Source organism: Pedobacter sp. NJ-S-72, from assembly GCF_053890575.1.
This window is the reverse complement of the sequence record NZ_CM132681.1, coordinates 2,959,222-2,983,799: the sequence shown is the minus strand read 5'-3', so window position 1 is coordinate 2,983,799 and position 24,578 is coordinate 2,959,222. Positions and strand designations below refer to the sequence as shown.

The following is a 24,578-nucleotide window of genomic DNA, read 5'->3' as shown; positions in this document are numbered from 1 at the left end:
TTGCTATCCGCGATTGATTCGTCTCCCCGGCAAAGAAATCCGACCGACTGCTAATTGATACTCTTTTAGTGCAATGAATAACTCTTTTTGTGTGGTAAGGTCAGAAGGCCATAAAATTTCTATCCCATCATATTCGTCATGTTTTGCCTTTTTACAAAAATCAGTTACTGATCCGTTGAAGCCCCAGTATGGTGCCATAATCTTTAAGGAAAAGCCTTTTTCTATTTCATCCGGGACGAATTTTGGGGATCCGAATATGTCTAGTGAAGGTAAAAGCAATGCGGTGGTTACTGCAAGGCTATTCCCTATAAAATGTCGTCGGTTGTATCCCATAGTTATCAAGGTTTTGAAAAATCAAATTACATATTTTAAAGCTTTGCAGTATGTGTTTTGTGTAACATCCTGATTGGAGTATGTTCTTATTGTTTAATTATTTGATAACCCCGGTTTAACAAATAACTCAGAATATTTTTTGATCTTTAAGGATATAAAACCATTTACTATGAAAAAAATAATTTCTATTTGCCTGATTTTGTTCTCAGTTGTGTCTTTACCGCCTTTGCAACTCCACCGGTAGGTCCGCTGTCAAAAAGTACGAAACCACCAGTAAGCTACAATATCCGTTTTGGTTTTAAACACCTGGATGGCAGTCTTTCGACCACTGGTTACACAGATAGCCCTGGTTTTACTGCTAGAAACACCAGTACCGGTAATGAATTCGAATGCCAGTTAGGTTCTTCACCTACAGGAGTTTATCTGCCTTATCAATTACCTGGAACTATCCAGAATTTACCAGCTGGAACCTACGAATTTAATGTTTTGAGAGGCCAGGGAAACTGGACTGGTTATGGTAATGTTATCGCAACCCTGTCTCCGGAAATGATTGGGCCTGATGGTTATGTGACTATTTATATTCCTATTGCCTGGGAAGAATAAAGATCAATCCTGCACGAGACATGGAAATTAATGAAGAATGAAAACAATTATTGCTATTTAATCCTTTCATTTAAGGTAACAAGTATGCTTTCAGAACTTTATCAAGTACAATAAAAAAGTAAAAGAAATGGGTAGAATTACAGTAAAAGACGGCACTGAAATTTATTACAAAGACTGGGGAACCGGACAACCACTCTTTTTTCATCATGGCTGGCCTTTATCCGGCGATGATTGGGATGGACAAATGATGTTTTTCCTGGAACAGGGATATAGAGTTATCGCTCATGACCGGAGAGGGCATGGAAGATCCAGTCAGGCTTCAGGTGGACACAATATGGATACCTATGCGGCAGACGTTGAAGAGCTTGTACAGGCACTAGATCTGAAAAATGCCATACATATAGGTCACTCAACCGGTGGTGGAGAAGTTATCCGTTATGTAGCGAAATATGGGCAAGGCCGTGTTGCCAAAGCTGTACTTATAAGTGCCGTTACGCCAATAATGGTACAATCTGAAAATAACCCGGATGGTGTTCCTTTGTCTGTTTTTGATGAGATACGTGTTGGTACTGCAACTCAGCGTGCACAGTATTTTCAGGATTTTACTATTCCATTTTATGGGTATAATCGTGAGGGAGCAAAAATATCACAGGGCATAAGAGATAATTGGTGGCGCCAGGGAATGATGGGTGGAATAAAATCACATCATGATGGCATCAAAGCTTTTTCAGAAACAGATTTTACTGAAGACCTTAAAAGCGTAGACATTCCGGTACTGGTTCTGCATGGTGAAGACGACCAGATTGTTCCATTTCCTATTTCAGGCGCGAAAGCGGTGAAGCTTTTAAAAAATGGAAAACTTATTTCATATCCGGGCTTTCCTCATGGAATGCCAACTACCGAGGCTGCAACAATAAATGCAGATCTTTTGGCTTTTATTAAAGGTTAATGAATAAACGTAGTATTAGTAAAGTGGATTAAAACAATAGCTGTTATTATAATAACGGCTATTGTTTTAAAGTTGCGCTACCAACGCTCGTGCAGTAGCTTAACGCCTCTTTCCAGGAAGTTCAATGGGTTGTACTTGCTTATTTCAAACAGTTTCATTTTTTTTCAGCTTTATGTCGATTGCTGTTTAACCATTTTTTGGTTGATAAATTATAATTTTATCATTCTGCATGTTATCTGTATTTAAGAGATTATATGCAAAGCTATACCCGTTAATCGGGAAGGTTGTTAAATTTGTTTTGGAAGAAATTCTAAAATTTTGCTATCAATGAAGACTTGTAATATATTTTCTAATCAGGTCTATGCCCTCCTTATCCAAAGTGGTAGTACCTAGCTTTGGCCTATGGAATTGCCCCAGGTTCCCCATACGGTCAATTATGTTGTTCTTATTGAATTCTATTCCTGATTGTTTAAAAGGTATCTGATAATTTAACATAATGGATTGCCTGTAAGCCATGCCGTTTGGGTTATGACAATGTGCGCAGTTGATTTCCATATAGGCTCTGCTCTGATTTCTTCATAAGATACTAACTAGTATGTTTATAAAAGTATTGGTTTTTCCTGTTATGTGATTATGGATATCTGTATTTATAGTTATTTGACTATTTTCTGACGACCGGTTGCTTTCATAGAAGCTACGATAAAGTACTTTAGCCGAAAAAACTATTATGATAACTTGTCATTTAAAATATATAATTGATCCTTATCAATTAGCTGCTTTTGAAGCTTATGGTAAGCAATGGATAAAATTAGTAAACCGCTTTGGCGGACAGCACCATGGTTACTTTATGCCCGGTGAAGGAGCCAGCAATATTGCATTTGCTTTCTTTTCATTTCCAAGTCTGGCTGATTATGAAAACTACAGGAATCAGATCCTGACAGACGAAGAATGTTTAGAGACGTTCAGAGTTGCAGAAGAAAATAAATGTATTATAAGTTATGAACGGACATTTTTGCGCCCCGTATTTGAGTAGTGCTTGAATCTTTTTAATTCTCCTCAGACTATTATTCGTCATGATATGGTCTGAGGAAATAAATCAGTCTTGTTTCCTTTTACTGGTTAGGTATCTTCGGACAGGAATATCATAAATTACCGTGACCAGGTAGGCCATGCCTATTAAAAGAATTGTTCCAATTGTTATAATCAAAACTATTTCAACATTTCCAGGTTTATGAGTGGTGAAATAATTTAAGAACATAAACATAACTGCATAATGAGTCATGTACAGTGGATATGATATTTTTCCGGAAAATGTACAGATCTTTTTAAACGCTGGCGCTAATGTAGCTCCGGCTCCGAGTGCAACAATTAATGGAAAATAGAATAATACAACTATTGGCTCTGTTAACCAGCTCCATTTAGTCGAGGGCATTAGGAACGCTAATATAAGTAGTACTGAAAGACCGGTAAAACCAATTTTATTCTTGATAATCCAATTGGACCGATAAATAAGAAGTCCTGCTAAAAATGAATAAGAAATGCGGGCACAGCCATCCCAAAAGTTTGCTCCGCTCCATCCGCCCAGTAGTGAGCCTGCATGATAACTAACAAAGCAAAGTATTGCCGCTGAAAGTATAGTTAATATGAGTAAATAGCGACGGCCAATTCTGTATAATACAACGGCATAAACTATATTGGCAATATATTCCCAGAATAGTGACCATGAAGGGGCATTGAGACCAAACAGGTTAAAAAAACGCTCAGGCATTACCGGAAAAGGAATGAGTAATATTGAGCTTAGAAATATCAGGATAAGTTTCCCAGGTCCATACATTGCCGGATGGCTGGTAAAAGGGTCAAAAAGAAAAGCTAATAAACCTAATATGGAACCCAGAATAACTAAAGGATGCAGTCTTATTAATCTTGATTTAAAAAAAGCCGCAATTCCCATTTTTCCGATACGTTCATCATAAGCATAACCAATTACAAATCCCGATAAACAGAAAAAAAAAAAAGTCTACAGCTAAAAACCCATGGGCAATGAAATTTTTAGTGGGGTCTGAATAAACAATTTCCATAAAATGGAAAAGCACAACTGACAGGGCAGCTACCCCTCTTAATCCATCAAGAATTTCAAAATGTTTTTTAGTTTTTAGAATAGCCGGGTTTACTTCTTTTGTTGTCATTTATATTTGGTCATTGCACTAAATCCGGGATGTACAAAAGCCCATTGGATTTGCATACGATTCCAAGGTTACCAAATAATTACGATTCCATCAAATGATTAAGCTCTTTATAACAGAAGGGTTACGAGCATGGTATTTCGGGGAAGTTTATTCGCTATTTATTGAGGTTCAGTCACGCTTTCTGTTTTAAGCTCCTTCCGGTTTTCCATATTAGATTTGAATAATTCTTCCGTTGGGACTAATTTTCGCCTGCACTTTTCTATATCAGCTCCTTCTTTTGTCCATAAATTAGGATAGAAACTATAAGACTTGCTCCCATCCAGCTTGGCAATGAACTTGTCCCAGCTTGACCATCTTAATCCTTTGTAAAATGAAGAAAGGTCACCATCAAGACAGAAACGAATAAATTCACTATAACCAAAACCAAGTGGCTCCCAACTCAAATTATCAGGAGCGAGGTAATAGACATTTTTCAAATCTTTACCAAATGCACCGTAATTTATGGCGAAGAAACCACCAGCTGCATCGTCAGCAACCAAAAAATATTCTGGTTTATCTCCAAATTCCTGTATCGTTTTTCCTTTATTCCATTCAGGAACAGAGCGATTTAGTTTTGTACTTCCGGAACCCAGGATTCTTAACCAGCCATTATCAATCATAATCCCGCCACTGTTATAAATTACGGCACCCAGAGTTGAATAGGTTGAGACCTGTGTATCAAATAGTGCTTGTTTAGCGCTAGCAGAGTCAACTTCAAGAACCTCAACTTTGTTTTTTGCAGAATCAATCCATTTTTGAACAAGAGGCCAGGCAGGATCTGTTTTATTGATCAATTCATCCAGACTTTGCATCTTGTTTTGCGCGAAAGTTGTGAAAGAAAGAAGAGTTATGGCTAGTACTGAGAGGCTTTTGAATACACTTTTCATTGAAATAGAACTTGTCCCACCAAAGATAGGATGATAAACTGAATTTAATCCAAAAATCTTATAAGCGCTTATTATAGTATAATTCTTCAGAATCTTCAGAAGAACTGGTATATTTGTCGCAATTATGGGTTACGCAAAAGAAAGAGGAAAGCTTGAAAAGCTATTAAGAATAGTTGGTTTAAATAATTACGATGAGAAAAGTTTAGCTGCTCTCGTTGATACGCATGAAAAATATTCACATACTGTGAGGATTTTAAAGAATAAAGAACCAGAGACATTTACTGATTTGTACACAAATGAATTGCAGGAAATAAAAGATAGCAGAAAAGCTGTTAAAGAAGCAGATTCAGATGAAACACGTCAGAATAGCTTCATTGTATACAAAGAAACGATATTGCGTGCTTTGGAAAAAACGATTAAAGCTACAAACGAGTCTGTATAATCGGAATTTTTGTATTATCAATAGATAAGATATATTGGCTGATCGGAGTGTATAGTCTCCTGATTGGTTATAATTAAATAATAATAGAGGCCATATCAATCATTTTTGATATGGCCTCTCTTATGTATATATTCAAATGGCCTATTGCTAATTGAAAGAAGCTGGAGGTTTTATTTATGGAAAGCCAGTGGAATTAGCATCCATAAATAAATGAGCCGCAGGCCATTTAATTGTATGGTGTTAACTTCTAAATTCTAAAGCAATGTTAGGTTCAAAAATCGATTTATTTGGCAATGAGTGGCTTGATGTAGTATTTGATCAAAAAAATAAAAGCTACGGCGCATATGCGCTTCGCAGACAGAGTGCATCTAATACAGTTAAAGCGCTCTTTATTGCAGGAACACTTTTTATTCTACTGTTTTTATCTCCTAAAATCATTAGTCTGATCAAAGGGAGTACTACAGTAGAGGATGTTTATGAGCAAAAGACTCCCGTAACTATTCAGCCTCCTCCGGCAGTCAATCCTAAAACTCCGCCACCACCTTCGATTGAGCCACCTAAGGCGAAGATACCCATTGTTAAGTTTCCGCCACCACTAGTTGTTGACAGGGAGGAAGTTGATACAGATCCTCCGCAGATTAAAGAACTTGAACAAGCAAATCCGGGGCAGAAAACAATAGCTGGCGATCCTGATGGACAGATTGTTATTACTGCTGCCGCAGGTAAAGGGCCAGAACAAGCAGCTGTAGTAGAAGACAATCATTTGTATGATGTATTTGTATCCCTTGAATCTCAGCCAATGTTTCCGGGGGGAATGAATAAGTTTTATGCTTATCTTTCTAAAGCTATCAGATACCCAAGTATGGCACAGGAAAATGGGGTACAGGGTAAAGTGTTTATGTCTTTTATCGTTGAAAAAGATGGAACGCTTACGGATATTAAAGTCGAGCGGAAATTGGGCTCTGGTACTGATGAGGAAGCCATTCGTGTATTAAAGGCTAGTCCGCACTGGATAGCTGGTGTCCAAAATGGAAATAAAGTCCGTGTAAAATATAATATTCCAATCAGTTTTTCTTTATCAGACTAAAAAAACAAAGCTGTATCATTCCAATTGATACAGCTTTGTTTTTTTAGTCTATATGGGGTATTAAAGTGGAAAATCCTTCATTTCTATTAGCAGCTCAGCTTTTATCTGAATAGCCTGAGCTATATGCTCCGGATTTTCTTCGCCCGAATGATTAAGACCTGAATTAATCGTTTTTAAAGCCGCTATATAATCATTTTTGAAATCCCTTAAACGTATAGTGGTAGCTATGGATTTTTGCAATGGTGTCAGACCTGGTTGATCGGCCTGATCATAAGCCAATGAATCCTCTTCTCCCAGGCTAATGAAAATTACCGAATTGCCAGAGGGATCTGTTACGGTAAATCTTGTTTGTTGTGGTTTCATACGTGAGATACGAGGAAGACCTGATGCTGGGGATTTTCCAAATGCTGTCTTTAATTTTTGAGCGAAATCCTGATGTATCAGCTCTGCATTAGAGACCATTATTAGAGAAAAACTATTAGAATTGGCAGGCTCCAGACCTTTTACGCGACGGAAATGTAGTTCATATTCTCCTCGTTTAATTACTGCATATTGATAAGAACTCTTTTGATGAAAAATTATCATAAAACCGAGAGTTTCCCAAAATAAAAGTGTCTCATCAATTGAAATGCAAGGTAGTACTGGTATGGTTATCCATTCTTTCTTGTTCATCGTTTTTTTTATCAAGCAAATTTACTTCATTCTTATTTTTCAATTCCTTTATATACTTCTTTCTCTGTAAAGAGAAATTTAATAGATAATTGATAACTTTATGAGATGGAGGATTTCTTATACAATAATCGGATTTATTATAGCCCAATTGAATTTGCTATAGCCCATATCGGGGGAACATGGAAAATGCCAATTTTATTAAGCCTGCGCAATGGCCCGTTAAGATATGGGGACTTAAAGGAATCAATATCGCATATTTCGGATAAAATGCTAATTACACAGTTAAGGGAACTGGAACAAAAAGATCTGATTATTAGAATGACTTATAAAGAAAAACCACCAAGGGTTGAATATACACTTACCCGAAACAGGGTATTCTGCTATGCCTGTTATTGATCTGTTAGGAGACTTTGGGGAATATCTAATGAAAAAGAATGGTATCAATAACTAAGATCCTGTTTGATAAATGAATTTCGGGGAGGATCTTAATTATAGTGAGATCAGAAGATTTTAGTTTAGTAAAATCCTCTTTCCTAATATTTTAAGACTTTTTTCTTCATTGTTAAGTACAGCTACATCAGGAAGAGTACCCCAATCTTCAAATCCAAAATACCTGAATAATTTCAAACTTGGTTCATTATGGGCAAATATGAATCCTAGAATGGTTTTGATGCCAAGCTCAGCACATTTATTTAAAGAATAAGCCAATATTTTTTTGCCCATCCCTTTACCCCGTTGAGTTTCATCAAGGTAAATGCTTATTTCGACTGTTCCATTATAAGCAGGCCTGCCGTAAAATGCCTGGAAACTAATCCACCCAATAATCTGATCATTTTCATTTTCAATTACCCAAAGGGGATGTTTATTTGGTGTATGTTCCTCAAACCATTGTATTTTACTCTCTACACTCACCGGTTCAGTGTCAGCTGTTACCATTCTTGAGGCTATTGTAGAATTATATATAGATACTATGGTTTTTAGATCGGATAATGTTGCATTTCTGTATTTTGTTTCTGTCATTTTGTAGTTATGGTGTTGAATATTTTGCTAAAATATGTGTTTTTATGAGTGATTTGTTTATTAAATTCATTTTCCATGTGTTTAGTTTGTTATTTTTTTTATTGTGTATGGCTTTTTGGTATTTTTTTTTTTAAAATCATTGAATGTTTTGCTTAATGAGCTGAAAAATCTCAGGAGTAATTTTTATTATATTGCTCCTGAACGAAGTTGAAATCCTTCCTTTAGAATCAATAGTATATTCAATAGCCAAATATGATCAAGTACATCTTAAGTCTCCGGGTGATTCTGCTCGCCTTTTTTATCTGTTTTCTGAATAACATAAGTTTTGCAAAGGATATCTATGTTTCTGCGAAAGGAAATGATCATAATCAGGGAACTAAAGAGAAACCATTTGCTACTTTAACGAAGGCACAGACAGTTGTCAGATCTATAAAGGGAACCGTTATAGTGTATATCCGGGGAGGTACTTATTATTTGACTGCACCAATAATTTTTACTGAAAAGGACTCAAAAAAGACATCAGTTATATACAAAGCTTATCAGAATGAGAAAGTTATTATAAGTGGTGCGGTACCTCTAAAATTGAAATGGGAGAATTATCGTGACGGAATTAAAAAGGCAAAAGTTAATCAGGATATATCATTTGATCAATTATTTACTGATGGATCTCAGCAGCGCATGGCGAGATATCCTAACTATAATCCGGCAATCAGATTCTTTGGTGGTTATGCTGCGGATGCGATTAGTCCTGAAAAGATCAAACGGTGGAAACATCCTGAAGGAGGGTTTATTCATGCATTGCATAAACATGAATGGGGTGGGTACCAATATCAGATTTTAGGAAAAATAATAAAGGGGGATTAGAATTAGAAGGAGGATTTCAGAATAACAGACAAATGGGGATGCACGATAAATATCGCTTTGCTGAGAACATTTTTGAAGAATTGGACACTGTAGGTGAATGGTATTTTAATAAAAGTGAAAAGATGCTTTATTATTATCCGCAGCCTAAGGATGATCTGAATAATATGCTGATAGAAGTTCCTCAGTTAAAAAGCCTTTTTGAATTTCGTGGAACAGCAGAGAAACCTGTAAGAAATATTAGTATTGAAGGATTGGAATTAAAACATACGCTGCGCACATTTATGGAAACAAAAGAACCTCTGTTACGTAGTGACTGGACTATATACCGGGGGGGGCAGTGGTCATGGAAGGAGCGGAAAATTGCACACTTAAAAACTGCTTTCTCAATACTGTAGGTGGAAATGCTGTGTTTATGAGTAACTATAACCGGAACAATAGTGTCTCGGGGTGCCAGATTGCCTATGCAGGTGCCAGTGGCCAGTGGCGTTTGTTTTGTGGGGGATCCGAAAGCTGTAAGGTCTCCAAGTTTCGAATACAACCAATTTGTTCCTGTTAACCAGATCGATACAGTTAGAGGGCCGAAGACAACTAATTATCCTGCTGATTGCCGTGTAGAGAATACATTGATCTATGGTTTGGGGCAGGTTGAAAAGCAGGTAGCAGGAGTAGAGATTTCTATGGCTATGGATATTACGGTAAGCCATAATACAATTTATGATGTTCCGAGAGCTGGAATAAATATAAGTGAAGGTACCTGGGGCGGACATAATATTGAATACAATGATGTATTTAATACCGTCCTTGAATCAGGAGATCATGGTGCTTTTAATTCCTGGGGAAGAGATCGTTTCTGGCATCCGGATTATGAAGTAATGGCTGGTATGGTGAAAAATAACCCTGCACTAATCACTGCTGATGTAATTAAAACAATCACATTGCATGACAACCGTTTCCGTTGTGATCATGGCTGGGATATTGATCTCGATGACGGTTCCAGCAATTATCATATTTATAATAATGTTTGTCTTAATGGCGGACTTAAATTAAGGGAGGGTTTCTATAGAACTGTTGAGAATAATATTATCATTAATAACTCTTTTCATCCGCATGTCTGGTTTCATAACAGTGGGGATGTTTTTAACAATAATATAGTAACCAGGGGTTATTTTCCGATCAGGATTACTGACTGGGGGAAAAAGGTAGATTTTAATCTGTTTCCTGATCATGAATCTCTTAAAGAAGCGCAAAAGACGGGAACGGATTTGCATTCATTGGCTGGAGCTCCTGAATTTGTTAATCCGGCAAACGGAAATTATCGTGTTAAAGATGGATCACCAGCACTTAAGTTAGGATTTAAGAATTTCTCAATGAATGATTTTGGGGTTACTTCTCCATCATTAAAAGCCATAGCTCAACGGGTTAATATACCCGTTCTTATTGAATTAAAGGAGCAGGGGCAGGAAAGCTACATATTTCTGGGCGCTAAAATAAGAACTTAAATACACTGGGAGAGCGGTCAGCTACCGGAATGGCTGAAGAAACCGGAGTACTGATTTTGGAAGTTCCAAAGACAAGTATACTTTATGGTAAAGTTCAGCCAAATGATGTGATTCTGAAATTGAATGGATTGCCTGTGGCTAACCGAAAGGATTTACTCAAAATACAAATGGGTTTACAATTTATGCCGGAGGCTAATATAGACGTATTTAGAAACCAGGGATTAAAAACGATAACCATTCCTTTGAAATAGTGGAATAAATAAGGGAATGTATTATTGTATACACTCCCTTATATTTTAATATGTTATAGTCATTCCACCCCCATAGCCCATATCACTGTCATAGTGTGTGGATAGAGAGAAGTACTTGGTCACTGCATACCTGAAACCAGCCATGTATTCTCTGTCGGTATTTCCCGAAAGATTTAATCTCAACCTGTTTGTGATTGGGATATCCTCACGTTTTAGCTGGAAACGCAATTTTCCTTTACCTATCAAGTCTGGCTTCGGCGGTGACCAGCATAGGTAGCATGTATTGCATACCCATTACAAAAGCTTTTCTATTGGATTGATTGGTCAGCTGCCCAAACATATTTTTCTCGCTTTCGTTCTCTCTGCTGTTATAATGATAATCGAAACCAATGAAAGGCATGAGCCATTGCATTTTTCCTATATATCTTCCAAAATAAGTTTCACTTTCAAAACCATGTTTTGATTTAAGTCCCAATCTCCATTCAGTAGAAATACTGTAACGGGTATTCGCTAATCTGGCGTTACCATCGCTACCATTACTTTCTAACCCTATGTTTGCCATCAGGTGCATTTTCCGGTCATCGGCGTATAGTTTTTGGATTGCAGCTTTAGGGTCTGGAATTTGCAAATTGGGAGGTGAATCCTCATAACTGAATATCCTGCCCATCCCGCTCATCATATGATATAATATGTGGCAATGGAAAAACCAATCTCCACTTTCTGTAGCAGCAAATTCTATTTGTATCAGTTTCCATGGGCATAATATCAAGCACATTTTTTAAAGGTGCATATTCGCCTTGTCCATTTAATACGCGGAAATCATGACCATGCAGGTGCATAGGGTGGCGCATCATGGAATTATTGTATAGTATGATCTTTACATTTTCGCCCTTTTTAATCAGGATTTTATCAGACTCTGAAACCGTTTTATTATCAATAGTCCAGACATAACGGTTCATGTTTCCAGTCAGCTCAAAAAACGTAATAGTTTCTCGGGCCCTTTTCTTAAAGTACTCTTTTCAGTAGCCTTTAACATACCATAATTAAGTGTAATCAGATCGGCCTTATCACCCATATCCATACCCTTCATATCCATTTTATCCGGCATATCTTTTTTACCTGGCATATCCATTTGATGTATAACACCGGCTGATTTTTTCCTGCCATAATTATCTCCGGTAATTTCCGGATACATGACCGTATTCATGTCCATTTGCTGATTGCTCATTTCCATGCCCATATATTCCATATCACCGTTCATCTTCATCATACCGTTCATCATTTTCATCCCTTCAAAGTATTTCAGCTTTCCTAAAGTTTTGGCTGGCATCTTAATTCCGCTGCCAAGCCACAAAGAAGTTGAGCCTGTGCGGTCTTCGGCAGTAGATAAGAATTCGTAGCTCTTGTTCTCAGTGATAGAGACAATCACGTCATAAGTTTCTGAGGGAGCAATAATCAGACGATCCACTTCAATGGGTTCTACATCATTACCATCATTGGCTACAACAGTGATTTTACCCCCGGAATAAGTTAACCAGAAATAGGTAGAAGAACTGCCGCCAACAATACGCAGTTTTACTTTATCTCCAGCTTTAAAATGAGGCTGTTCATTGATTTGTTTTCCATTCGTTAAAAACTTTTCATAGTATACATCACTCACATCCATTGCATTCATGCGTTTCCATTCGTTGGCCACTTTGGTTTTGAAGTAGCCTTTTTGTATCGCTTCGGCATAACCTTGTGTAGTTCCCTTACGGATGGCAAACCAGTCATTGGCGTTATGAAGTGAACGATCTACCTCTTCTGGTTTCATATCCGTCCAGTCACTCAGGACTACAGGAATAGCGGGGATAGCGGGTTCGTTTTTCTTGTTAAAAATTAATGCCCCGTACATACCACTTTGTTCTTGTAACATGGTGTGGCTGTGATACCAGTATGTTCCATTCTGTATAATAGGGAATTTATACAAGTAAGTAGAGTGAGGTTTAATTGGCATTTGTGTCAAAAAAGGAACTCCGTCCATGTTATTAGGTAGAAATACACCATGCCAATGGATAGATGTTTCCATATTCATCAGGTTGTGAACATAAATTTCTGCAGTATCACCTTCAGTGAAAACCAGTGCGGGGCCTGGTATACTGCCGTTAACAGCCATCGCCATTTTGGGTTTTCCAGAAAAATTGACTGTAGTATCATTGACGTACAAGTCATAACGGACAACTTTTGGTCGTTGGGTATTTCCTTGGTTTTGCGCTGATGCAAAGCCGTAAATGCCCATAAATAATATATATATGATTAATTTCTTCATTGTTGTTTTGTTAATGAAAGACTGTCTTTCGTTTTCTCAATCCAGTTGATAACTAGTGTCTTGTCTTTCTCAGCTAGTTTAGCTTCTCTATGGATTAATTTATATGATGTGATTGGCATCGTTTCATCGTGGATACTGTTAATTATAGCTTTTAACTTGCTTTGTTGTCTGTGCGCGGAGTAACTGCCGAAATCGCTGAAATTTAGCTCTTTTTTTCCTTTATTAATATGTGATGCCATCCATCCGCCTATAGGTTGTAAATTGGCATACCATGGATAATTGGTATGTTCACTATGACAATCATAACAGGCGTTTTTCAAGATCGCCTGTACCCGTGCAGGTACAGGGTAGATCCTGCCTATATCGGTTTCTTTGATCTGGTTGTTCTGATTAAGAGTAACCGGGATAAATTGTACAGCTATCGTTAGTACGATGATCGAAGTCATAACTACTTTAAGCCGCGTCATATCGCTTAATTTAATTCTTCTGACCGACTACCACAGGTGACCATTTCTTTTCCCTGGTAAGGGTTTCGAATAGCTTTTGTTTCACTGATCCAGTTTCCGCCTTTTTTATTATTATACATCGGACAATGATCGTAGTATAGTTTTTGGCCAGTTTTGTGATCTGTTTTGACCAGATCATAAATTTCCTGACTTAGCATTTCGAAATGTTCACGCTGATGTTTAATATTCCCGGCATTTGCTCCAATGTGCTCCCCATGTTCTTTAACATCATCGGCTATAGCATTAAATACTTTAGCCTGACTGGGTTCAAGACTGGACGGCGTCATTTTTTCTACTGCTGTTTTCAGCGCATTACCAGCTGTTGCTGCGGCTTGATCATCATCATTCACCAGTCCGTTTTTAAGTTGGAGATAGGCAGAAATGATAGCTGCAAAAGGAGAATTTACTTCTTTTGATTTACTGGCAGGGGAGTCTCTTTTGCTGGAGTTTGATTTTTGGTCGTTTGATTTGAATTGCTATTACATGCACTTAAAAAAATAGTGGCTATAGCTATGCTTAACAAGAAAGTTTTCATGTTTTGTTTTTATTAAGACCCTGATCTAATGAAGATCAGGGTTTATTAAAGATAGTTATTTTATGGTCTCTGTTACTTTGCCGCAGGTTAGCATAGAACTTCCATAATATGGGTTCTTAACTGCTTGTTTGCTACTTAACCAGCTGCTTTTTTTCATTGGACAATATAGCTCGTAAACTGGTTCGGCAGATAACTTTGAAGTTTTGGCAAGAGCGATCATATGCGTTGAAAAAACAGCAAAATAGTCACGTTGACTTTTCAGATCATTACTGGCAGCAATTTTACCGGCATCTTCTGTTAAGACTTTTTGTTTGGCTGCATCGATTGTTTTGACCTCTCCGCTGTTCAGCACCTTAATAAATTCTGTAGCTTTAGCAGCGGCTGATTTTGCATTGTCGGTTACCAGGGCATCTTTAATACCGTAATAAGATAACAACAGGGCTGTGGATTGATCATTATTTTGCTGTGCAAATCCAGGTTGCACAAAGATTACTGCCAGAATAGCAATCATAAAGAATATCTTTTTCATTTTTATCGATTTTAATGGTGAACATCATTAAGACAGGATCAAATCCTGTAAAACTAGATAACCTTAAATCAAATCTGGAAGCTCTGTATGGCAATACGCACGTCCGGTACAGGAGCACGGCTGTGCCTTGCGAAATATGTATTAGGAATATTTGCAGGAATAGAAATCAGTCTGTTCTGAAAGTAAACTGGTGTCTGTAAAATGGCTGGAAATGATAACTGAAAGCTAAAAACAGCAATAGAAAGAGCCTCCTTATCAGCTGTAGTTAATTTAGATACCTCATCCTTACAGCAATTATCTTTTTCGGCTTTTTGATGTTGATAAGGGACAGCTTCGTCATGTTGATGAGAGGGGACCTCATCATGTTGATGGTGAGCATGATCATCTTTGTGATGAACCCTGTTAAATCCCATATCCATTCCAATTGTACAAGCAAACCCCACCACTGTATTCAAAAAGAATATAAGAATCAGAAAGGCAGCTTTAAGCTTTATGGAACGATGGATTTTCATGTATTCAAATATAGTTCAATACGTTAGGATGGATTTACAGAATTTGAAGAAAAACATTCAAAATTTCACCTTTTTATTTAATGAAATTATTCACTATAATGCGCCCATGCCATCTGATTTTAATATAAATAGTGGACTTGATTATTTATCTCAATTGCCGGCCTTATCATTATGGCTGATTTTTTTGGTAGAAAATATACTGATAACTATTATGGTACTGTTTTTTGGTAAGATGGTGCATCAGAAATACTCAGAACCACCTTTCATTCCTTATCGCTATCTGGCCAGGGATTGGAAGATTTGTGTGCTGACAAATATCCTGAATACAATAATTACCTATGCGGGATTTAATTATGGGAAAATGGTTATATCATGATAACCACAAACTTATCATTGATTATTCTGACAGACTTTTTACTGCTGTTTATCGCAATGGATTTCCTGATGTTTGTGTTTCATTACCTCATACATAAAACATTTTTATATAAAATAGTACATCAGTTACATCATCAGGCTATCCATCCCAAGCCTATAGACCTGTTTATTTTGCATCCTTTGGAAACAATTTCTTTTGGTTCATTGTGGCTGATATTATTAGTGTTATGCCCTTTTAATATTTATTCAATTATCATCTATCTGGTTATCAATATTATATTTGGCCTAGTTGGGCATCTGGGCATAGAGCCATTATCTCTTGTAGTCCGTAATCTGCCTTTAATTAAATATCTTGGAACATCTTCCTTTCATCACAATCATCATCTGAAAGAAGAATACAATTTCGGTTTTTATACAAGTATATGGGACAGGCTGTTCGGAACATTTAAGTCATAGTACACTCATCCCCAAAATCACCCCGTTCCTGTACTTTATCCTATATTGATGGATATTTTTCGTTGATTTGATATATATCAACCGGATCAATAAAATTGAAGAATAAATCATCCCTTTCAGTCTATTGGAAATGCCAGCTCACGGGCTGGTCACTAGCAGCTCTTTATTGGGGGTATTTGGGGTATACAGGAGATGGTTTTAGTTTTCCACTGGGGATAATACACTTTTTATCAGATGTATTTATTTATGTTATGATAACTCATCTATATCATCTCTACGCCGTAAAACATAAATTCAGAGATCTTGAATTTAATCATTTGCTGAAGAGAATCGTTCCTGCAGTTATTATTCTGGGAATAGCCTACACATTTGTTACGGTATTGAAAATACACCTTATTCGTACCTGGTTTTCTGCTGATTTTTCGCAGAGTTTCTTCTCATTTGTCAATTTTAATCTTTTAAATATCTCTGTCGCTGGAGTCAGGTTGATGACTATCTGGCTGCTCGCTTATCATTTGTATCAATATGCACAAAGAGAGATCAAAGTCACTCAGGAAAATGCGCGATTGGCTGTGATTAGCAGAGATGCTCAATTGAATAATTTAGCTGCTCAGCTAAATCCTCATTTTTTGTTTAATTCCTTAAATAATATAAAAGCACTGATCGTTGAAAATCCTAAATCAGCAAGAAGAGGGATTGATCTTCTTTCAGAATTGCTGAGAAATAGTCTTTATAATCATGATTCAATGTCAATAAGGATAAAACGGGAAATGGATTTGGTGAGAGATTATCTAGAGCTGGAGAAATTACGTTTTGAAGAACGCCTGCAATATTGTATTGAAGCGGATAACGAACTTGATGAGCAATTAATTCCCAGGTTAAGCATTCAGACTTTAGTCGAAAACGCAATTAAACATGGTGTCATTCAGGTGAAAGATATTACATTGATTACTATCAAAGTCTTAAGAGAGAGTAATTTTATTAAGATAACTGTTCAGAACCCGGGCAGACTTGATCCTTCCTTAAGTTAGAGAGTGGCATTGGGTTGAAAAATTTAAAAGAAAGACTGCATCTTCAATTTAATGGAGAAGCAGAATTTGATATTATCGATCAGCAGAATGGGTTTATTATGGCAACTATATTAATTCCTCACAAATGAACAAAAGACGTGTGTTAATTATTGATGATGAGCGTAATGCCCGTGAAGAGCTGAAAAGGTTGATTGCGAATTTTCCTGAACTGGAAATAATCGGGGAAGCTAAAAATGGGGATGATGCACAATCACAAATTGAAATTAAACGGCCTGATTTACTGTTCCTGGACATACAAATGCCAGAAAGGTCTGGTTTTGAATTGCTTGGGTCATTGGGTAATGTGCCTGATGTAATATTTACGACGGCTTATGATCAATATGCTGTAAAAGCTTTTGAAGTAAATGCATTGGATTATTTGATGAAACCTATCAGGGAAGAAAGATTTTTACAGGCTATTGAAAAAATGCGTTTAAGGGCAGGTAATTTATGCTGATCAGCAGATCTTTGTCAAAGACAGAGGAAGCTATCATTTTGTACGGTGGGCAGAAGTTCATTTGATAGAGTCAATGGATAATTATGCCAGGCTGTATTTTGAAGGAAAAAATGTATTTCTGAAAAGCTCATTGAATCAGTTAGAAAAGAAACTGGATGAAAATACTTTCTTTCGGATCAACAGGGCACAGCTGATTAATTTGAAATTTATTAATAAAATAGAGACGTTAAGTAATGGCCGTCTTCAGGTCACACTCTATACCGGAGAGGTACTTGATGTCTCTGACCGCCAGTCTGTAAAAATGAAAAGCCTGGGAAAAAACTAATCTCTTATAAATTTTTATCTAAAAACTATGAACAAAAGATTTTGTATGGTATTGCTATGGCTGATTTTTAGTAATTACGGCTGGGCTCAAAAGTTGTATTTTCCTAAGATAGAGGCAACCGACAGTATTGCGCTAACCAAACAGATGCCAATACTAGCCATTGAAGTTTTGTCGAAATATAAACAAGGTTCTGTTTCTGAAATAACTACACTGAATAACTTATTCAGAATTCAGATGCTGGCTGGTAAATCAGCAGATGCGCTAAATAGTATAGCTGTTTTAAGAAATCTTACTAAAGGCAGTGATCCGAAATTCTCCGGGTTATCAAATATGCAGTATGAATTATTTATAAAAGCTAAAAATATTAATGCCCATTTTAAGGAAGAGTTTGCGACATCATTTTATAAACTCTTAAGCGAACTGGATGATCAAAGTGCCTTAAACATAGCTTCTGCTTTTGTTTCCGGAAATGGTATAGACGAGTTGAAAGGGGATTTTCAGCAAGCATTATTTAGTGCAAAGCAGGCAGGTACACTGACTATAGAAGAAGCTATTGAGCTTTGCAATACTTATCAGACCCTGCAAGTTTATCAGGAAATTGAAGCTCCGGCAAGAACCATATTAAGACAGGATGATAAAAAGAGATATATTATTCAGGATAGTATACTGATTAAAACAAACGATGGGGCAACACTCTCCGGCTTGGTCGTGCGGAAAAGAGGAGTGAGCGTACCAGAGCCGGCCGCCTTATTTTTCTTTATTTATTCTAATCTGGAAAGAAGCCTGTTTGAAGCAAAATATGCTGCTGCTCATGGATATGCAGGTGTAGTTGCCGATACCCGTGGTAAAAGACTGAGTCCGGATCAAATAGTCCCTTATGAGTACGAAAGTAAAGATGTAAATACGGTCATAGACTGGATCAGTAAACAATCATGGAGTAATGGTAAGGTTGGGATGTATGGGGGCAGCTATTCTGGCTTTGCACAATGGGCAGCTGCTAAACATCTGCACCCAGCGCTAAAAACTATTGTTCCTTATGCAGCAGCAATCCCTGGTTTAGGACTGCCAATGGAGAATAACGTGTTCTTAAATGCAAATTATCAATGGGGCTTTTATGTGACCAATAACAAATATGTAGATAATGCGGTTAACGCCTATAATCAGCGGGGAGAAATATGCGCAATAACTGGTATGAAAGCGGAGCGGCATATCGCAAAATTGATAGTATAGATGGAACTCCTAATCATTTACTACAGAAATGGCTGCAACATCCATCATATGATAAATAAATACTGGCAGGATATGGTTCCTTATCAGGAGGATTTTTCTAATATTAATATTCCTGTGTTAACTGTTACAGGCTATTATGATGATGGACAAATTTCGGCCATTCATTATTTAAAAGAGCACTATAGATACAATTCCAAGGCAAATCATTATCTGATAATTGGCCCTTATGATCATTTTGGAGCCCAGCGTGGAGGTGTCCCTTTACTCAGAGCATATAAGGTCGATCCGGTTGCACTAATTAATACCAGGGAAATCACATTCCAATGGCTCGATTATATTCTGAAAAATGGTCGGAAGCCAGATATATTGAAGGACAAAATCAATTACGAGGTAATGGGTTCAAATGTTTGGAAACACGCATCGTCAATTGAAAAAATGAAATAAAGTCATTCGGTTTTACCTGACAGATACATATTCAGGAAAGAAGCCATGGGGTACTGAGCCGGAAAAAAATCAGGCTTTACCTGAATTAAGAAACGAATTCAATTTATCGGAGAAAAAACCGGAGATTAAAAGTATAATGCAGGAAATTGATCTGGCAGACCGGCAAACCTCAAATAATGATTATTATCCTGATCCGATTATCAAAAAAACAGTCGATCGCAGCAATGGATTATTTTTTATCAGTGCACCATTTGATAAGCCGATATCTGTTAGTGGTATGTTCTCTGGTGAACTAAAGGCAATCATTAATAAAAAAGATATGGATATCGGAGTTGTACTTTATGAAGTTATGCCAGATGGACAATTTTTTCAGTTATCATATTTTCTGGGGCGTGCAAGTTATGCAAAGGATATGAGTGTCAGAGAATTGCTTCATCCCGGGATTAAAGAAGTTATCCCTTTTTCCAGAACAAGATTGGTTAGTCGTCGTCAGTTAAGTAAAGGCAGCAGGTTATTAGTCGTATTAAATATTGATAAGAATCCATTTGCCCAGATCAATTATGGTACAGGGAAAGATGTTAGTGATGAAAATATTAAGGATGGAAGAATTCCTTTAAAGATAAAATGGATTACTGATAGTTTTGTGGATATTCCAGTATATAAGTGATGCTAATTGATATTTATACGGTTATAGTCTTTACAAAGACTATAACCGTATAAATATCTTTCTATTTGATAAGAACCTTAGCTCCCTCAACCAACTCTTCTGTCCCTTTCAAAACGATCTGGTCATCTTCTTTAACAGGGCCAAATATCTCCTGAAATTCACCTTTTCGAATACCTAAAGTGACACCAATTCTTTTGACAATATTATTTTCAATTTTAACAATAAATATACCTGATTGTGCCTGTACAATACTAATCCATGGTACCCAGAGCGTAGTATAAGGTCTTTTTAATATTAAACTGACCTGTGCATATTCACCTCCACTAAGTTTATTAGTATGATTTAATACATCAAACTCTGCAGTAATAGCGCGTGTTCCTTGTTGTAAGAAGTCACTTTTACGGGAAAGAACTGATTGAAATAACTGACCCGGATGATCACTGACTGTAAATGATACTTTAGTGTTTTTGCCAACAGATTGCGCATGTTTTTCTGGTATAGCAACCGTAAGTCTGAGGCGATTGGTTTGTGCAATAGAAAACAATGGAGTTTGTGCATTATCCCCAACCAAAGCACCTGCAGATACATTTTTATGAATCACTGTTCCATCAAAAGGAGCGGTGATTTTTAAATACTGCTGTAATTGAGCAGATGCGCCGGTGGTTGCTTTTACAGCCGCATAGGCAGCACTGTCACTTCTGAATTTACTTCTTGCTTTATCCAGTTCGATAGCTGCAACAGCTCCGCTTCTTGAAGCTGCTTTCTTTAAACGCTGATAAGTTTGATAACTATACAGATAGTCTTCGTGAAACTTATTCTCATCATCAGATTTAGCTGATAAGTAGTGCTGGCTAATTTCTGGAGCTTCCAGTATAGCGAGTAATTGCCCTTTTTTTACTTTGCTGCCTCTATCTGCAAAGATCTTTTTTACAAATCCTTTTACTTTTGGATAAATGACTACTTCCTCATAAGGTTTAAGCTCTCCGGGAAGAGAAAGCGGGTAAAAGGGCTGGTTAGCAATAGGGTGAATAACTTTAACTGATCCTGTTTTAACAGAACCAGTTTGCGGGGTTTTCTCTTTTGCATTATTCGAAGAGCAGGCCGTGAAAATTAAAGTACTCACCAGGATTGAAATTGGTAAATTATAAATGTTCATATTTAATGTATAATTATAGCTGTTAAGCTTGTATAATTGAATGGTTAATCAATAAGTTTTTATTCTCAGGATCATCAGGATCAAGAGTTGGGCTATTCCTGGTTTTGTTTTTCATGACCAAAGTGAATACATGAGGTAAAACCAGTAATGCAGTTAGGGTAGATAAAATAAGACCACCCAATCACAGCCTGACCTAAAGGAGCAACCTGTTCTGCACCCTCCCCCATTCCAATAGCCATAGGGATCATTCCGGCAATCATAGCCATAGTTGTCATAATAATAGGTCTCAACCTTGAAGATGCAGCCAGAAAAGCGGCTTGCTTAGCTTGCATTCCATGTTTTAAACGATTCGTTTCTGCCTGATTGATCATTAATACAGCATTCGAGACGGAGACACCTACCGACATAATAATCCCCATATAAGATTGAAGGTTTAGCGTACTTCCTGATAAAATCAGCATCATCAAACTCCCGCCAATAACAGCGGGAACAACTGATAAAATAAGACCTGAAACTACAAAGGATTGATAATAAGCAGTTAGCATCAGAAAGATAACAATAATAGCTACCAAGAGCCCTGTTTGCAAACCAGAAAGGGTTTCCTCTAACAATTGAACAAGTCCTTCTGTAGAAACGATAATCCCTCTTGGTGGTGCACCTGCATCTTTAATCACCTTTTTGAACTGCTTTTGAAGCTGCACCCATATCAGTTTGATGGATATTAGCCAAAAGAGTTACGTACCTGTTTGGCCCTTGTCTGTTCACCTGTCCCGGTTGTTTAACCATTCTGATCTCAGCGACATCTTCTAATAAAGGTCTTGGCTGACCAGATTTCAAAGGTAAAGCACGAAGTTTATCCAGCGAATGCATATCTGCTTCCGGAATTTGTACCTGAACCTGAAAAACCAGGCCCGACTTGGGATCTACCCAAAGATTCTTATTGGTGAAACGGGAAGAAGAAGTGGCAATAGTCAAAGCACGCGTCACATCGTCCATGGTTAGACCAAACTGAGCAGCAAGTTCCCTGTTCACATTAATCTGTACACTTGGGTAATTAACAGGTTCTGCCATACGGACATCTCTGAAAAATGGAACCTTTAATAAACCCTGTTCGATCTTTTTTGCAAACTTCTCCGCACCCTTTAATTGCCCTGCTGCAACTTTGATTTGCACCTGGTTCATCGCCCCCTGGCTCATTATTTTTTCTACCAGTTCCATCGGCTCAAAACCAATCTTTAAAACAGGCAACTCTTTCCGGATTACTTTTCTTATATTTTCTTTGAGTTTGGCCATTGAACCTTTAAACAGTTTCTGGTCAACGGATAATTGTAATACAGCCTCATGTGAACCACTTGTGAAAAGGAAGATAGGATTGATCGCATTTGAAGATGGTTGTGTCCCAACATATGCAGAACTGATTTGAATAGCTTCGGCTGGTAATTGTTCTTTAATCAATTGAGTAACCTTTTTTAAATACCCTTCTGTGATCTCAAGCCGGCTGCCCTCAGGTGCCACAATACGGAGTTGCATATCACCACTATTACTGGCAGGTAAAATATCAGTTCCGATGATGAATCCGCCAGCAGTAATCATCAATAACACAATGACAGCATAAGTTCCGATTACCTGCCCTGTTTTATGCTGACTATACCTTATCAACAGCAGATATCTGCGTTTAAACTTTTCAAACCGGGTCAGTTTCTTTTTGTGCAAACTGATCTTATGATGCTGAAATAGTTCTGGTTTCATCAGCCAGTTGGCTAATATGGGCACAAATGTCTGTGAGGCGATAAATGAAGCAATCATAGCAAATGCAACTGCTAAAGACAAGGGCATAAACATGTCTTTTGGAATTCCAGTCATCAGAAAAGAAGGGATAAGCACAGCCAGTATACAAAACAAAATGAGTATTTTAGGTACAGAAATTTCGAGTAAAGCATCCAGTATGGCACGCTGTTTGGGTTTCTCCATTTCAAAATGCTGATGGATATTTTCAATGGTGACCGTAGCTTCGTCGACCAGAATCCCTATGGCAAGTGCAAGACCACTCAGGGTCATGACATTAATCGTCTGACCAAACAGATAGAGCATGATGACCGCAGAAAGAATAGCTATCGGAATAGTTAGCACGACAATTAACGCACCTCTGGAATCTCCCAAAAAAAGAAATACCATGAGTCCGGTTAACAATGCACCCAGTACACCTTCATGGACAAGATTTTCTAACGACTTTTCTATATAGCCAGACTGATCAAATACATATTTAACTTCTACGTCTTCTGGCAGAGCCGCTCTTAATACTGGAATTGATGTTTTTAGATTTTCCACTACTTTAAGCGTAGAAGCATCTGCTTTTTTGATGACAGGCAAGTAAACAGATCTTTTACCATTGATCAGGGCATAACCTGTAGTAATATCAGCGGCATCTTCTACACTGGCAATATCCTTAACATAGACATTCGTTCCGGAACCAACCCTTACCGGGATATTCAGAAAATCTTCCGGACCGTTTGCGATTGAATTTACCGGGCTCATCAGGTTTTGATCTCCAATCCTGATATTCCCTGCGGGTGAAGGAAAGTTGTTTTTTGCAATTGCTGTTGTAATTTCTTCTGCGGATAAACCATAGGACTGCATGAGTTGAGGGTTTACTTTAACGACCATTGTTCGTACATTTCCACAAAAGGAGCAGGAGCGGTTACGCCTGGAATAGTTACAAACATGGGTCTGATTTTAGTCAGAACCAGTGTCTGAAGATCGGTAATCGAGCGTGTCGGGCTTTCAAAAACTAATTGTCCGATGGGGAGGGAGCTGCCATCAAACCGGACTACCATAGGCGGAACAGCTCCGGGAGGCAGGAACCCCATTGCTCTGGAGACGTAGGCGGAGACTTCGCCGGCTGCCTGCGCCATATCGGCACCTGGATAAAAAGTAATTTTCATCAGGGTAAAGCCCTGGACACTTTTAAAATCTATATCCTTCACCCCACTGACAAAAATCAGTACTTTCTGAAATTCATTGGCCATAAAACCATCCATATAAGCTGGACTAAGACCGCCATATGGCATGGCGATGTAGATAACCGGTAACTCGACTTTTGGAAAAATATCGACATTAATGTTTTTTATAGCAGTGAAAGAGAAGTAAGCAATAGCCAGTACAGCGACCATTACAGT

General features: G+C 37.6%; 35 protein-coding genes and 1 pseudogene. 18 read left to right on the top strand and 18 right to left on the bottom strand.

The genetic code is table 11. The annotated features are described in order from the left end of the window. Nucleotides 1–3 precede the first annotated feature (3 nt). A complete protein-coding gene (locus tag ACWYN3_RS20010; protein ID WP_456222702.1) occupies nt 4–333 on the bottom strand; it encodes a hypothetical protein in 330 nt (109 codons plus the stop codon). A gap of 189 nt (nt 334–522) precedes the next feature. Here ACWYN3_RS20010 and ACWYN3_RS20005 point away from each other — a divergent pair, with 189 nt between their 5' ends. Beyond that, nucleotides 523–936 (top strand): hypothetical protein, encoded by a 414-nt coding sequence (locus ACWYN3_RS20005; protein ID WP_456222701.1) that lies wholly within the window; start codon nt 523–525, stop codon nt 934–936. A gap of 127 nt (nt 937–1,063) precedes the next feature. Further along, nucleotides 1,064–1,885, top strand: a complete 822-nt coding sequence (locus tag ACWYN3_RS20000; protein ID WP_456222700.1) for an alpha/beta fold hydrolase — start codon at nt 1,064–1,066, stop codon at nt 1,883–1,885. 324 nt (nt 1,886–2,209) lie between these two features. On the opposite strand, the gene ACWYN3_RS19995 is transcribed toward ACWYN3_RS20000, so the two are convergent. Beyond that, a complete protein-coding gene (locus ACWYN3_RS19995) occupies nt 2,210–2,440 on the bottom strand; it encodes a hypothetical protein (protein WP_456222699.1) in 231 nt (76 codons plus the stop codon). A 172-nt stretch (nt 2,441–2,612) separates the two neighbouring features. Between ACWYN3_RS19995 and ACWYN3_RS19990 the strand changes: the two genes are divergently transcribed. After that, complete coding sequence (locus ACWYN3_RS19990; protein ID WP_456222698.1) at nt 2,613–2,918, top strand: NIPSNAP family protein; 306 nt, start codon at nt 2,613–2,615, stop codon at nt 2,916–2,918. A 63-nt stretch (nt 2,919–2,981) separates the two neighbouring features. Here ACWYN3_RS19990 and ACWYN3_RS19985 read toward each other — a convergent pair. Together ACWYN3_RS19985 and ACWYN3_RS19980 are read right to left on the bottom strand one after the other, a co-directional pair. Beyond that, nucleotides 2,982–4,071: pseudogene (locus ACWYN3_RS19985) on the bottom strand (acyltransferase family protein). A 158-nt stretch (nt 4,072–4,229) separates the two neighbouring features. Continuing rightward, nucleotides 4,230–4,997 (bottom strand): DUF2625 domain-containing protein, encoded by a 768-nt coding sequence (locus ACWYN3_RS19980; protein WP_456222697.1) that lies wholly within the window; start codon nt 4,995–4,997, stop codon nt 4,230–4,232. 124 nt (nt 4,998–5,121) lie between these two features. Here ACWYN3_RS19980 and ACWYN3_RS19975 point away from each other — a divergent pair, with 124 nt between their 5' ends. Together ACWYN3_RS19975 and ACWYN3_RS19970 are read left to right on the top strand one after the other, a co-directional pair. Then, on the top strand, nt 5,122–5,439 hold the full coding sequence (locus tag ACWYN3_RS19975; RefSeq protein ID WP_456222696.1) for a hypothetical protein: 318 nt from the start codon (nt 5,122–5,124) through the stop codon (nt 5,437–5,439). Between the two features lie 262 nt (nt 5,440–5,701). Then, entirely contained in the window at nt 5,702–6,526 is an 825-nt protein-coding gene (locus ACWYN3_RS19970) for an energy transducer TonB (protein WP_456222695.1), read from the top strand. 60 nt (nt 6,527–6,586) lie between these two features. On the opposite strand, the gene ACWYN3_RS19965 is transcribed toward ACWYN3_RS19970, so the two are convergent. After that, nucleotides 6,587–7,198, bottom strand: a complete 612-nt coding sequence (locus tag ACWYN3_RS19965) for a hypothetical protein (protein ID WP_456222694.1) — start codon at nt 7,196–7,198, stop codon at nt 6,587–6,589. A 105-nt stretch (nt 7,199–7,303) separates the two neighbouring features. Here ACWYN3_RS19965 and ACWYN3_RS19960 point away from each other — a divergent pair, with 105 nt between their 5' ends. Further along, on the top strand, nt 7,304–7,594 hold the full coding sequence (locus ACWYN3_RS19960) for a winged helix-turn-helix transcriptional regulator (protein WP_456222693.1): 291 nt from the start codon (nt 7,304–7,306) through the stop codon (nt 7,592–7,594). Between the two features lie 114 nt (nt 7,595–7,708). Here the strand turns inward: ACWYN3_RS19960 and ACWYN3_RS19955 are convergent, their stop codons facing one another. Then, nucleotides 7,709–8,218 carry an N-acetyltransferase family protein gene (locus ACWYN3_RS19955; RefSeq protein ID WP_456222692.1) on the bottom strand — a complete coding sequence of 170 codons (510 nt, stop codon included), beginning with the start codon at nt 8,216–8,218 and terminating at the stop codon, nt 7,709–7,711. Between the two features lie 252 nt (nt 8,219–8,470). Here ACWYN3_RS19955 and ACWYN3_RS19950 point away from each other — a divergent pair, with 252 nt between their 5' ends. From ACWYN3_RS19950 to ACWYN3_RS19935, 4 genes are all read left to right on the top strand, one after another. Beyond that, entirely contained in the window at nt 8,471–9,082 is a 612-nt protein-coding gene (locus ACWYN3_RS19950; RefSeq protein WP_456222691.1) for a right-handed parallel beta-helix repeat-containing protein, read from the top strand. Further along, nucleotides 9,031–9,477 (top strand): hypothetical protein, encoded by a 447-nt coding sequence (locus tag ACWYN3_RS19945; RefSeq protein ID WP_456223363.1) that lies wholly within the window; start codon nt 9,031–9,033, stop codon nt 9,475–9,477. The genes ACWYN3_RS19950 and ACWYN3_RS19945 overlap by 52 nt, the downstream gene beginning before the upstream one ends. Nucleotides 9,478–9,543: 66 nt before the next feature. Then, nucleotides 9,544–10,581: a right-handed parallel beta-helix repeat-containing protein gene (locus ACWYN3_RS19940; protein WP_456222690.1), complete on the top strand. Its 1,038-nt coding sequence runs from the start codon at nt 9,544–9,546 to the stop codon at nt 10,579–10,581. Nucleotides 10,582–10,610: 29 nt separating this feature from the next. After that, nucleotides 10,611–10,832, top strand: a complete 222-nt coding sequence (locus ACWYN3_RS19935; protein ID WP_456222689.1) for a hypothetical protein — start codon at nt 10,611–10,613, stop codon at nt 10,830–10,832. A gap of 45 nt (nt 10,833–10,877) precedes the next feature. Here ACWYN3_RS19935 and ACWYN3_RS19930 read toward each other — a convergent pair whose 3' ends face one another. The 8 genes from ACWYN3_RS19930 to ACWYN3_RS19895 form a co-directional block, all read right to left on the bottom strand. Next, nucleotides 10,878–11,078 carry a hypothetical protein gene (locus tag ACWYN3_RS19930; RefSeq protein WP_456222688.1) on the bottom strand — a complete coding sequence of 67 codons (201 nt, stop codon included), beginning with the start codon at nt 11,076–11,078 and terminating at the stop codon, nt 10,878–10,880. Next, a complete protein-coding gene (locus ACWYN3_RS19925) occupies nt 11,068–11,571 on the bottom strand; it encodes a multicopper oxidase domain-containing protein (RefSeq protein ID WP_456223086.1) in 504 nt (167 codons plus the stop codon). The genes ACWYN3_RS19930 and ACWYN3_RS19925 overlap by 11 nt, the downstream gene beginning before the upstream one ends. Next, nucleotides 11,477–11,791, bottom strand: coding sequence for a multicopper oxidase domain-containing protein (locus ACWYN3_RS19920; protein WP_456222687.1), 315 nt, complete (start codon nt 11,789–11,791; stop codon nt 11,477–11,479). Before ACWYN3_RS19920 ends, ACWYN3_RS19925 begins: the two co-directional genes overlap by 95 nt. A gap of 8 nt (nt 11,792–11,799) precedes the next feature. Beyond that, nucleotides 11,800–13,140 (bottom strand): multicopper oxidase domain-containing protein, encoded by a 1,341-nt coding sequence (locus tag ACWYN3_RS19915; protein ID WP_456222686.1) that lies wholly within the window; start codon nt 13,138–13,140, stop codon nt 11,800–11,802. Continuing rightward, on the bottom strand, nt 13,137–13,607 hold the full coding sequence (locus tag ACWYN3_RS19910) for a heme-binding domain-containing protein (RefSeq protein WP_456222685.1): 471 nt from the start codon (nt 13,605–13,607) through the stop codon (nt 13,137–13,139). The genes ACWYN3_RS19915 and ACWYN3_RS19910 overlap by 4 nt, the downstream gene beginning before the upstream one ends. Nucleotides 13,608–13,612: 5 nt before the next feature. Beyond that, on the bottom strand, nt 13,613–13,996 hold the full coding sequence (locus tag ACWYN3_RS19905; protein WP_456222684.1) for a DUF3347 domain-containing protein: 384 nt from the start codon (nt 13,994–13,996) through the stop codon (nt 13,613–13,615). A gap of 240 nt (nt 13,997–14,236) precedes the next feature. Next, a complete protein-coding gene (locus tag ACWYN3_RS19900; RefSeq protein WP_456222683.1) occupies nt 14,237–14,710 on the bottom strand; it encodes a DUF3347 domain-containing protein in 474 nt (157 codons plus the stop codon). A gap of 68 nt (nt 14,711–14,778) precedes the next feature. Further along, nucleotides 14,779–15,222: an HYC_CC_PP family protein gene (locus ACWYN3_RS19895; protein WP_456222682.1), complete on the bottom strand. Its 444-nt coding sequence runs from the start codon at nt 15,220–15,222 to the stop codon at nt 14,779–14,781. 43 nt (nt 15,223–15,265) lie between these two features. Between ACWYN3_RS19895 and ACWYN3_RS19890 the strand changes: the two genes are divergently transcribed. The 8 genes from ACWYN3_RS19890 to ACWYN3_RS19855 all read left to right on the top strand — a co-directional run bounded on the left by ACWYN3_RS19890 (nt 15,266) and on the right by ACWYN3_RS19855 (nt 20,246). Next, a complete protein-coding gene (locus tag ACWYN3_RS19890) occupies nt 15,266–15,598 on the top strand; it encodes a hypothetical protein (RefSeq protein ID WP_456222681.1) in 333 nt (110 codons plus the stop codon). Further along, on the top strand, nt 15,595–16,053 hold the full coding sequence (locus ACWYN3_RS19885; protein WP_456222680.1) for a sterol desaturase family protein: 459 nt from the start codon (nt 15,595–15,597) through the stop codon (nt 16,051–16,053). Before ACWYN3_RS19890 ends, ACWYN3_RS19885 begins: the two co-directional genes overlap by 4 nt. Nucleotides 16,054–16,304: 251 nt before the next feature. Beyond that, a complete protein-coding gene (locus ACWYN3_RS19880; protein ID WP_456222679.1) occupies nt 16,305–17,084 on the top strand; it encodes a sensor histidine kinase in 780 nt (259 codons plus the stop codon). 124 nt (nt 17,085–17,208) lie between these two features. Next, on the top strand, nt 17,209–17,580 hold the full coding sequence (locus ACWYN3_RS19875; RefSeq protein ID WP_456222678.1) for a LytR/AlgR family response regulator transcription factor: 372 nt from the start codon (nt 17,209–17,211) through the stop codon (nt 17,578–17,580). Further along, nucleotides 17,570–17,905, top strand: a complete 336-nt coding sequence (locus ACWYN3_RS19870; RefSeq protein WP_456223085.1) for a LytR/AlgR family response regulator transcription factor — start codon at nt 17,570–17,572, stop codon at nt 17,903–17,905. Before ACWYN3_RS19875 ends, ACWYN3_RS19870 begins: the two co-directional genes overlap by 11 nt. Nucleotides 17,906–17,932: 27 nt before the next feature. Further along, nucleotides 17,933–19,135: a CocE/NonD family hydrolase gene (locus ACWYN3_RS19865; RefSeq protein ID WP_456222677.1), complete on the top strand. Its 1,203-nt coding sequence runs from the start codon at nt 17,933–17,935 to the stop codon at nt 19,133–19,135. Further along, a complete protein-coding gene (locus tag ACWYN3_RS19860) occupies nt 19,136–19,579 on the top strand; it encodes a hypothetical protein (protein WP_456222676.1) in 444 nt (147 codons plus the stop codon). Between the two features lie 136 nt (nt 19,580–19,715). Then, the gene (locus tag ACWYN3_RS19855; protein WP_456222675.1) at nt 19,716–20,246 is read left to right on the top strand and encodes a CocE/NonD family hydrolase C-terminal non-catalytic domain-containing protein; all 531 of its coding nucleotides are present in this window, start codon (nt 19,716–19,718) and stop codon (nt 20,244–20,246) included. 61 nt (nt 20,247–20,307) lie between these two features. Here ACWYN3_RS19855 and ACWYN3_RS19850 read toward each other — a convergent pair whose 3' ends face one another. The 4 genes from ACWYN3_RS19850 to ACWYN3_RS19835 form a co-directional block, all read right to left on the bottom strand. Continuing rightward, nucleotides 20,308–21,402, bottom strand: a complete 1,095-nt coding sequence (locus ACWYN3_RS19850) for an efflux RND transporter periplasmic adaptor subunit (protein ID WP_456222674.1) — start codon at nt 21,400–21,402, stop codon at nt 20,308–20,310. A gap of 92 nt (nt 21,403–21,494) precedes the next feature. Continuing rightward, nucleotides 21,495–22,076: an efflux RND transporter permease subunit gene (locus tag ACWYN3_RS19845; RefSeq protein WP_456222673.1), complete on the bottom strand. Its 582-nt coding sequence runs from the start codon at nt 22,074–22,076 to the stop codon at nt 21,495–21,497. Further along, the gene (locus ACWYN3_RS19840) at nt 22,069–24,066 is read right to left on the bottom strand and encodes an efflux RND transporter permease subunit (RefSeq protein ID WP_456222672.1); all 1,998 of its coding nucleotides are present in this window, start codon (nt 24,064–24,066) and stop codon (nt 22,069–22,071) included. The genes ACWYN3_RS19845 and ACWYN3_RS19840 overlap by 8 nt, the downstream gene beginning before the upstream one ends. Continuing rightward, entirely contained in the window at nt 24,051–24,572 is a 522-nt protein-coding gene (locus ACWYN3_RS19835) for an efflux RND transporter permease subunit (RefSeq protein WP_456222671.1), read from the bottom strand. The genes ACWYN3_RS19840 and ACWYN3_RS19835 overlap by 16 nt, the downstream gene beginning before the upstream one ends. Nucleotides 24,573–24,578 lie beyond the last annotated feature (6 nt).

What these genes read in the sequence shown, in the direction of transcription:
- ACWYN3_RS20010 (WP_456222702.1), bottom strand. Translation starts at nt 333, where the DNA reads ATGGGATACAACCGACGACATTTTATAGGGAATAGCCTTGCAGTAACC.
- ACWYN3_RS20000 (WP_456222700.1), top strand. Translation starts at nt 1,064, where the DNA reads ATGGGTAGAATTACAGTAAAAGACGGCACTGAAATTTATTACAAAGAC.
- ACWYN3_RS19995 (WP_456222699.1), bottom strand. Translation starts at nt 2,440, where the DNA reads ATGGAAATCAACTGCGCACATTGTCATAACCCAAACGGCATGGCTTAC.
- ACWYN3_RS19990 (WP_456222698.1), top strand. Translation starts at nt 2,613, where the DNA reads ATGATAACTTGTCATTTAAAATATATAATTGATCCTTATCAATTAGCT.
- ACWYN3_RS19980 (WP_456222697.1), bottom strand. Translation starts at nt 4,997, where the DNA reads ATGAAAAGTGTATTCAAAAGCCTCTCAGTACTAGCCATAACTCTTCTT.
- ACWYN3_RS19975 (WP_456222696.1), top strand. Translation starts at nt 5,122, where the DNA reads ATGGGTTACGCAAAAGAAAGAGGAAAGCTTGAAAAGCTATTAAGAATA.
- ACWYN3_RS19970 (WP_456222695.1), top strand. Translation starts at nt 5,702, where the DNA reads ATGTTAGGTTCAAAAATCGATTTATTTGGCAATGAGTGGCTTGATGTA.
- ACWYN3_RS19965 (WP_456222694.1), bottom strand. Translation starts at nt 7,198, where the DNA reads ATGAACAAGAAAGAATGGATAACCATACCAGTACTACCTTGCATTTCA.
- ACWYN3_RS19960 (WP_456222693.1), top strand. Translation starts at nt 7,304, where the DNA reads ATGGAGGATTTCTTATACAATAATCGGATTTATTATAGCCCAATTGAA.
- ACWYN3_RS19955 (WP_456222692.1), bottom strand. Translation starts at nt 8,218, where the DNA reads ATGACAGAAACAAAATACAGAAATGCAACATTATCCGATCTAAAAACC.
- ACWYN3_RS19950 (WP_456222691.1), top strand. Translation starts at nt 8,471, where the DNA reads ATGATCAAGTACATCTTAAGTCTCCGGGTGATTCTGCTCGCCTTTTTT.
- ACWYN3_RS19945 (WP_456223363.1), top strand. Translation starts at nt 9,031, where the DNA reads ATGGGGTGGGTACCAATATCAGATTTTAGGAAAAATAATAAAGGGGGA.
- ACWYN3_RS19940 (WP_456222690.1), top strand. Translation starts at nt 9,544, where the DNA reads ATGCAGGTGCCAGTGGCCAGTGGCGTTTGTTTTGTGGGGGATCCGAAA.
- ACWYN3_RS19935 (WP_456222689.1), top strand. Translation starts at nt 10,611, where the DNA reads ATGGCTGAAGAAACCGGAGTACTGATTTTGGAAGTTCCAAAGACAAGT.
- ACWYN3_RS19920 (WP_456222687.1), bottom strand. Translation starts at nt 11,791, where the DNA reads ATGAACCGTTATGTCTGGACTATTGATAATAAAACGGTTTCAGAGTCT.
- ACWYN3_RS19915 (WP_456222686.1), bottom strand. Translation starts at nt 13,140, where the DNA reads ATGAAGAAATTAATCATATATATATTATTTATGGGCATTTACGGCTTT.
- ACWYN3_RS19910 (WP_456222685.1), bottom strand. Translation starts at nt 13,607, where the DNA reads ATGACGCGGCTTAAAGTAGTTATGACTTCGATCATCGTACTAACGATA.
- ACWYN3_RS19900 (WP_456222683.1), bottom strand. Translation starts at nt 14,710, where the DNA reads ATGAAAAAGATATTCTTTATGATTGCTATTCTGGCAGTAATCTTTGTG.
- ACWYN3_RS19895 (WP_456222682.1), bottom strand. Translation starts at nt 15,222, where the DNA reads ATGAAAATCCATCGTTCCATAAAGCTTAAAGCTGCCTTTCTGATTCTT.
- ACWYN3_RS19885 (WP_456222680.1), top strand. Translation starts at nt 15,595, where the DNA reads ATGATAACCACAAACTTATCATTGATTATTCTGACAGACTTTTTACTG.
- ACWYN3_RS19880 (WP_456222679.1), top strand. Translation starts at nt 16,305, where the DNA reads ATGATAACTCATCTATATCATCTCTACGCCGTAAAACATAAATTCAGA.
- ACWYN3_RS19875 (WP_456222678.1), top strand. Translation starts at nt 17,209, where the DNA reads ATGAACAAAAGACGTGTGTTAATTATTGATGATGAGCGTAATGCCCGT.
- ACWYN3_RS19865 (WP_456222677.1), top strand. Translation starts at nt 17,933, where the DNA reads ATGAACAAAAGATTTTGTATGGTATTGCTATGGCTGATTTTTAGTAAT.
- ACWYN3_RS19860 (WP_456222676.1), top strand. Translation starts at nt 19,136, where the DNA reads ATGGAACTCCTAATCATTTACTACAGAAATGGCTGCAACATCCATCAT.
- ACWYN3_RS19855 (WP_456222675.1), top strand. Translation starts at nt 19,716, where the DNA reads ATGCAGGAAATTGATCTGGCAGACCGGCAAACCTCAAATAATGATTAT.
- ACWYN3_RS19850 (WP_456222674.1), bottom strand. Translation starts at nt 21,402, where the DNA reads ATGAACATTTATAATTTACCAATTTCAATCCTGGTGAGTACTTTAATT.
- ACWYN3_RS19840 (WP_456222672.1), bottom strand. Translation starts at nt 24,066, where the DNA reads ATGGTCGTTAAAGTAAACCCTCAACTCATGCAGTCCTATGGTTTATCC.
- ACWYN3_RS19835 (WP_456222671.1), bottom strand. Translation starts at nt 24,572, where the DNA reads ATGGTCGCTGTACTGGCTATTGCTTACTTCTCTTTCACTGCTATAAAA.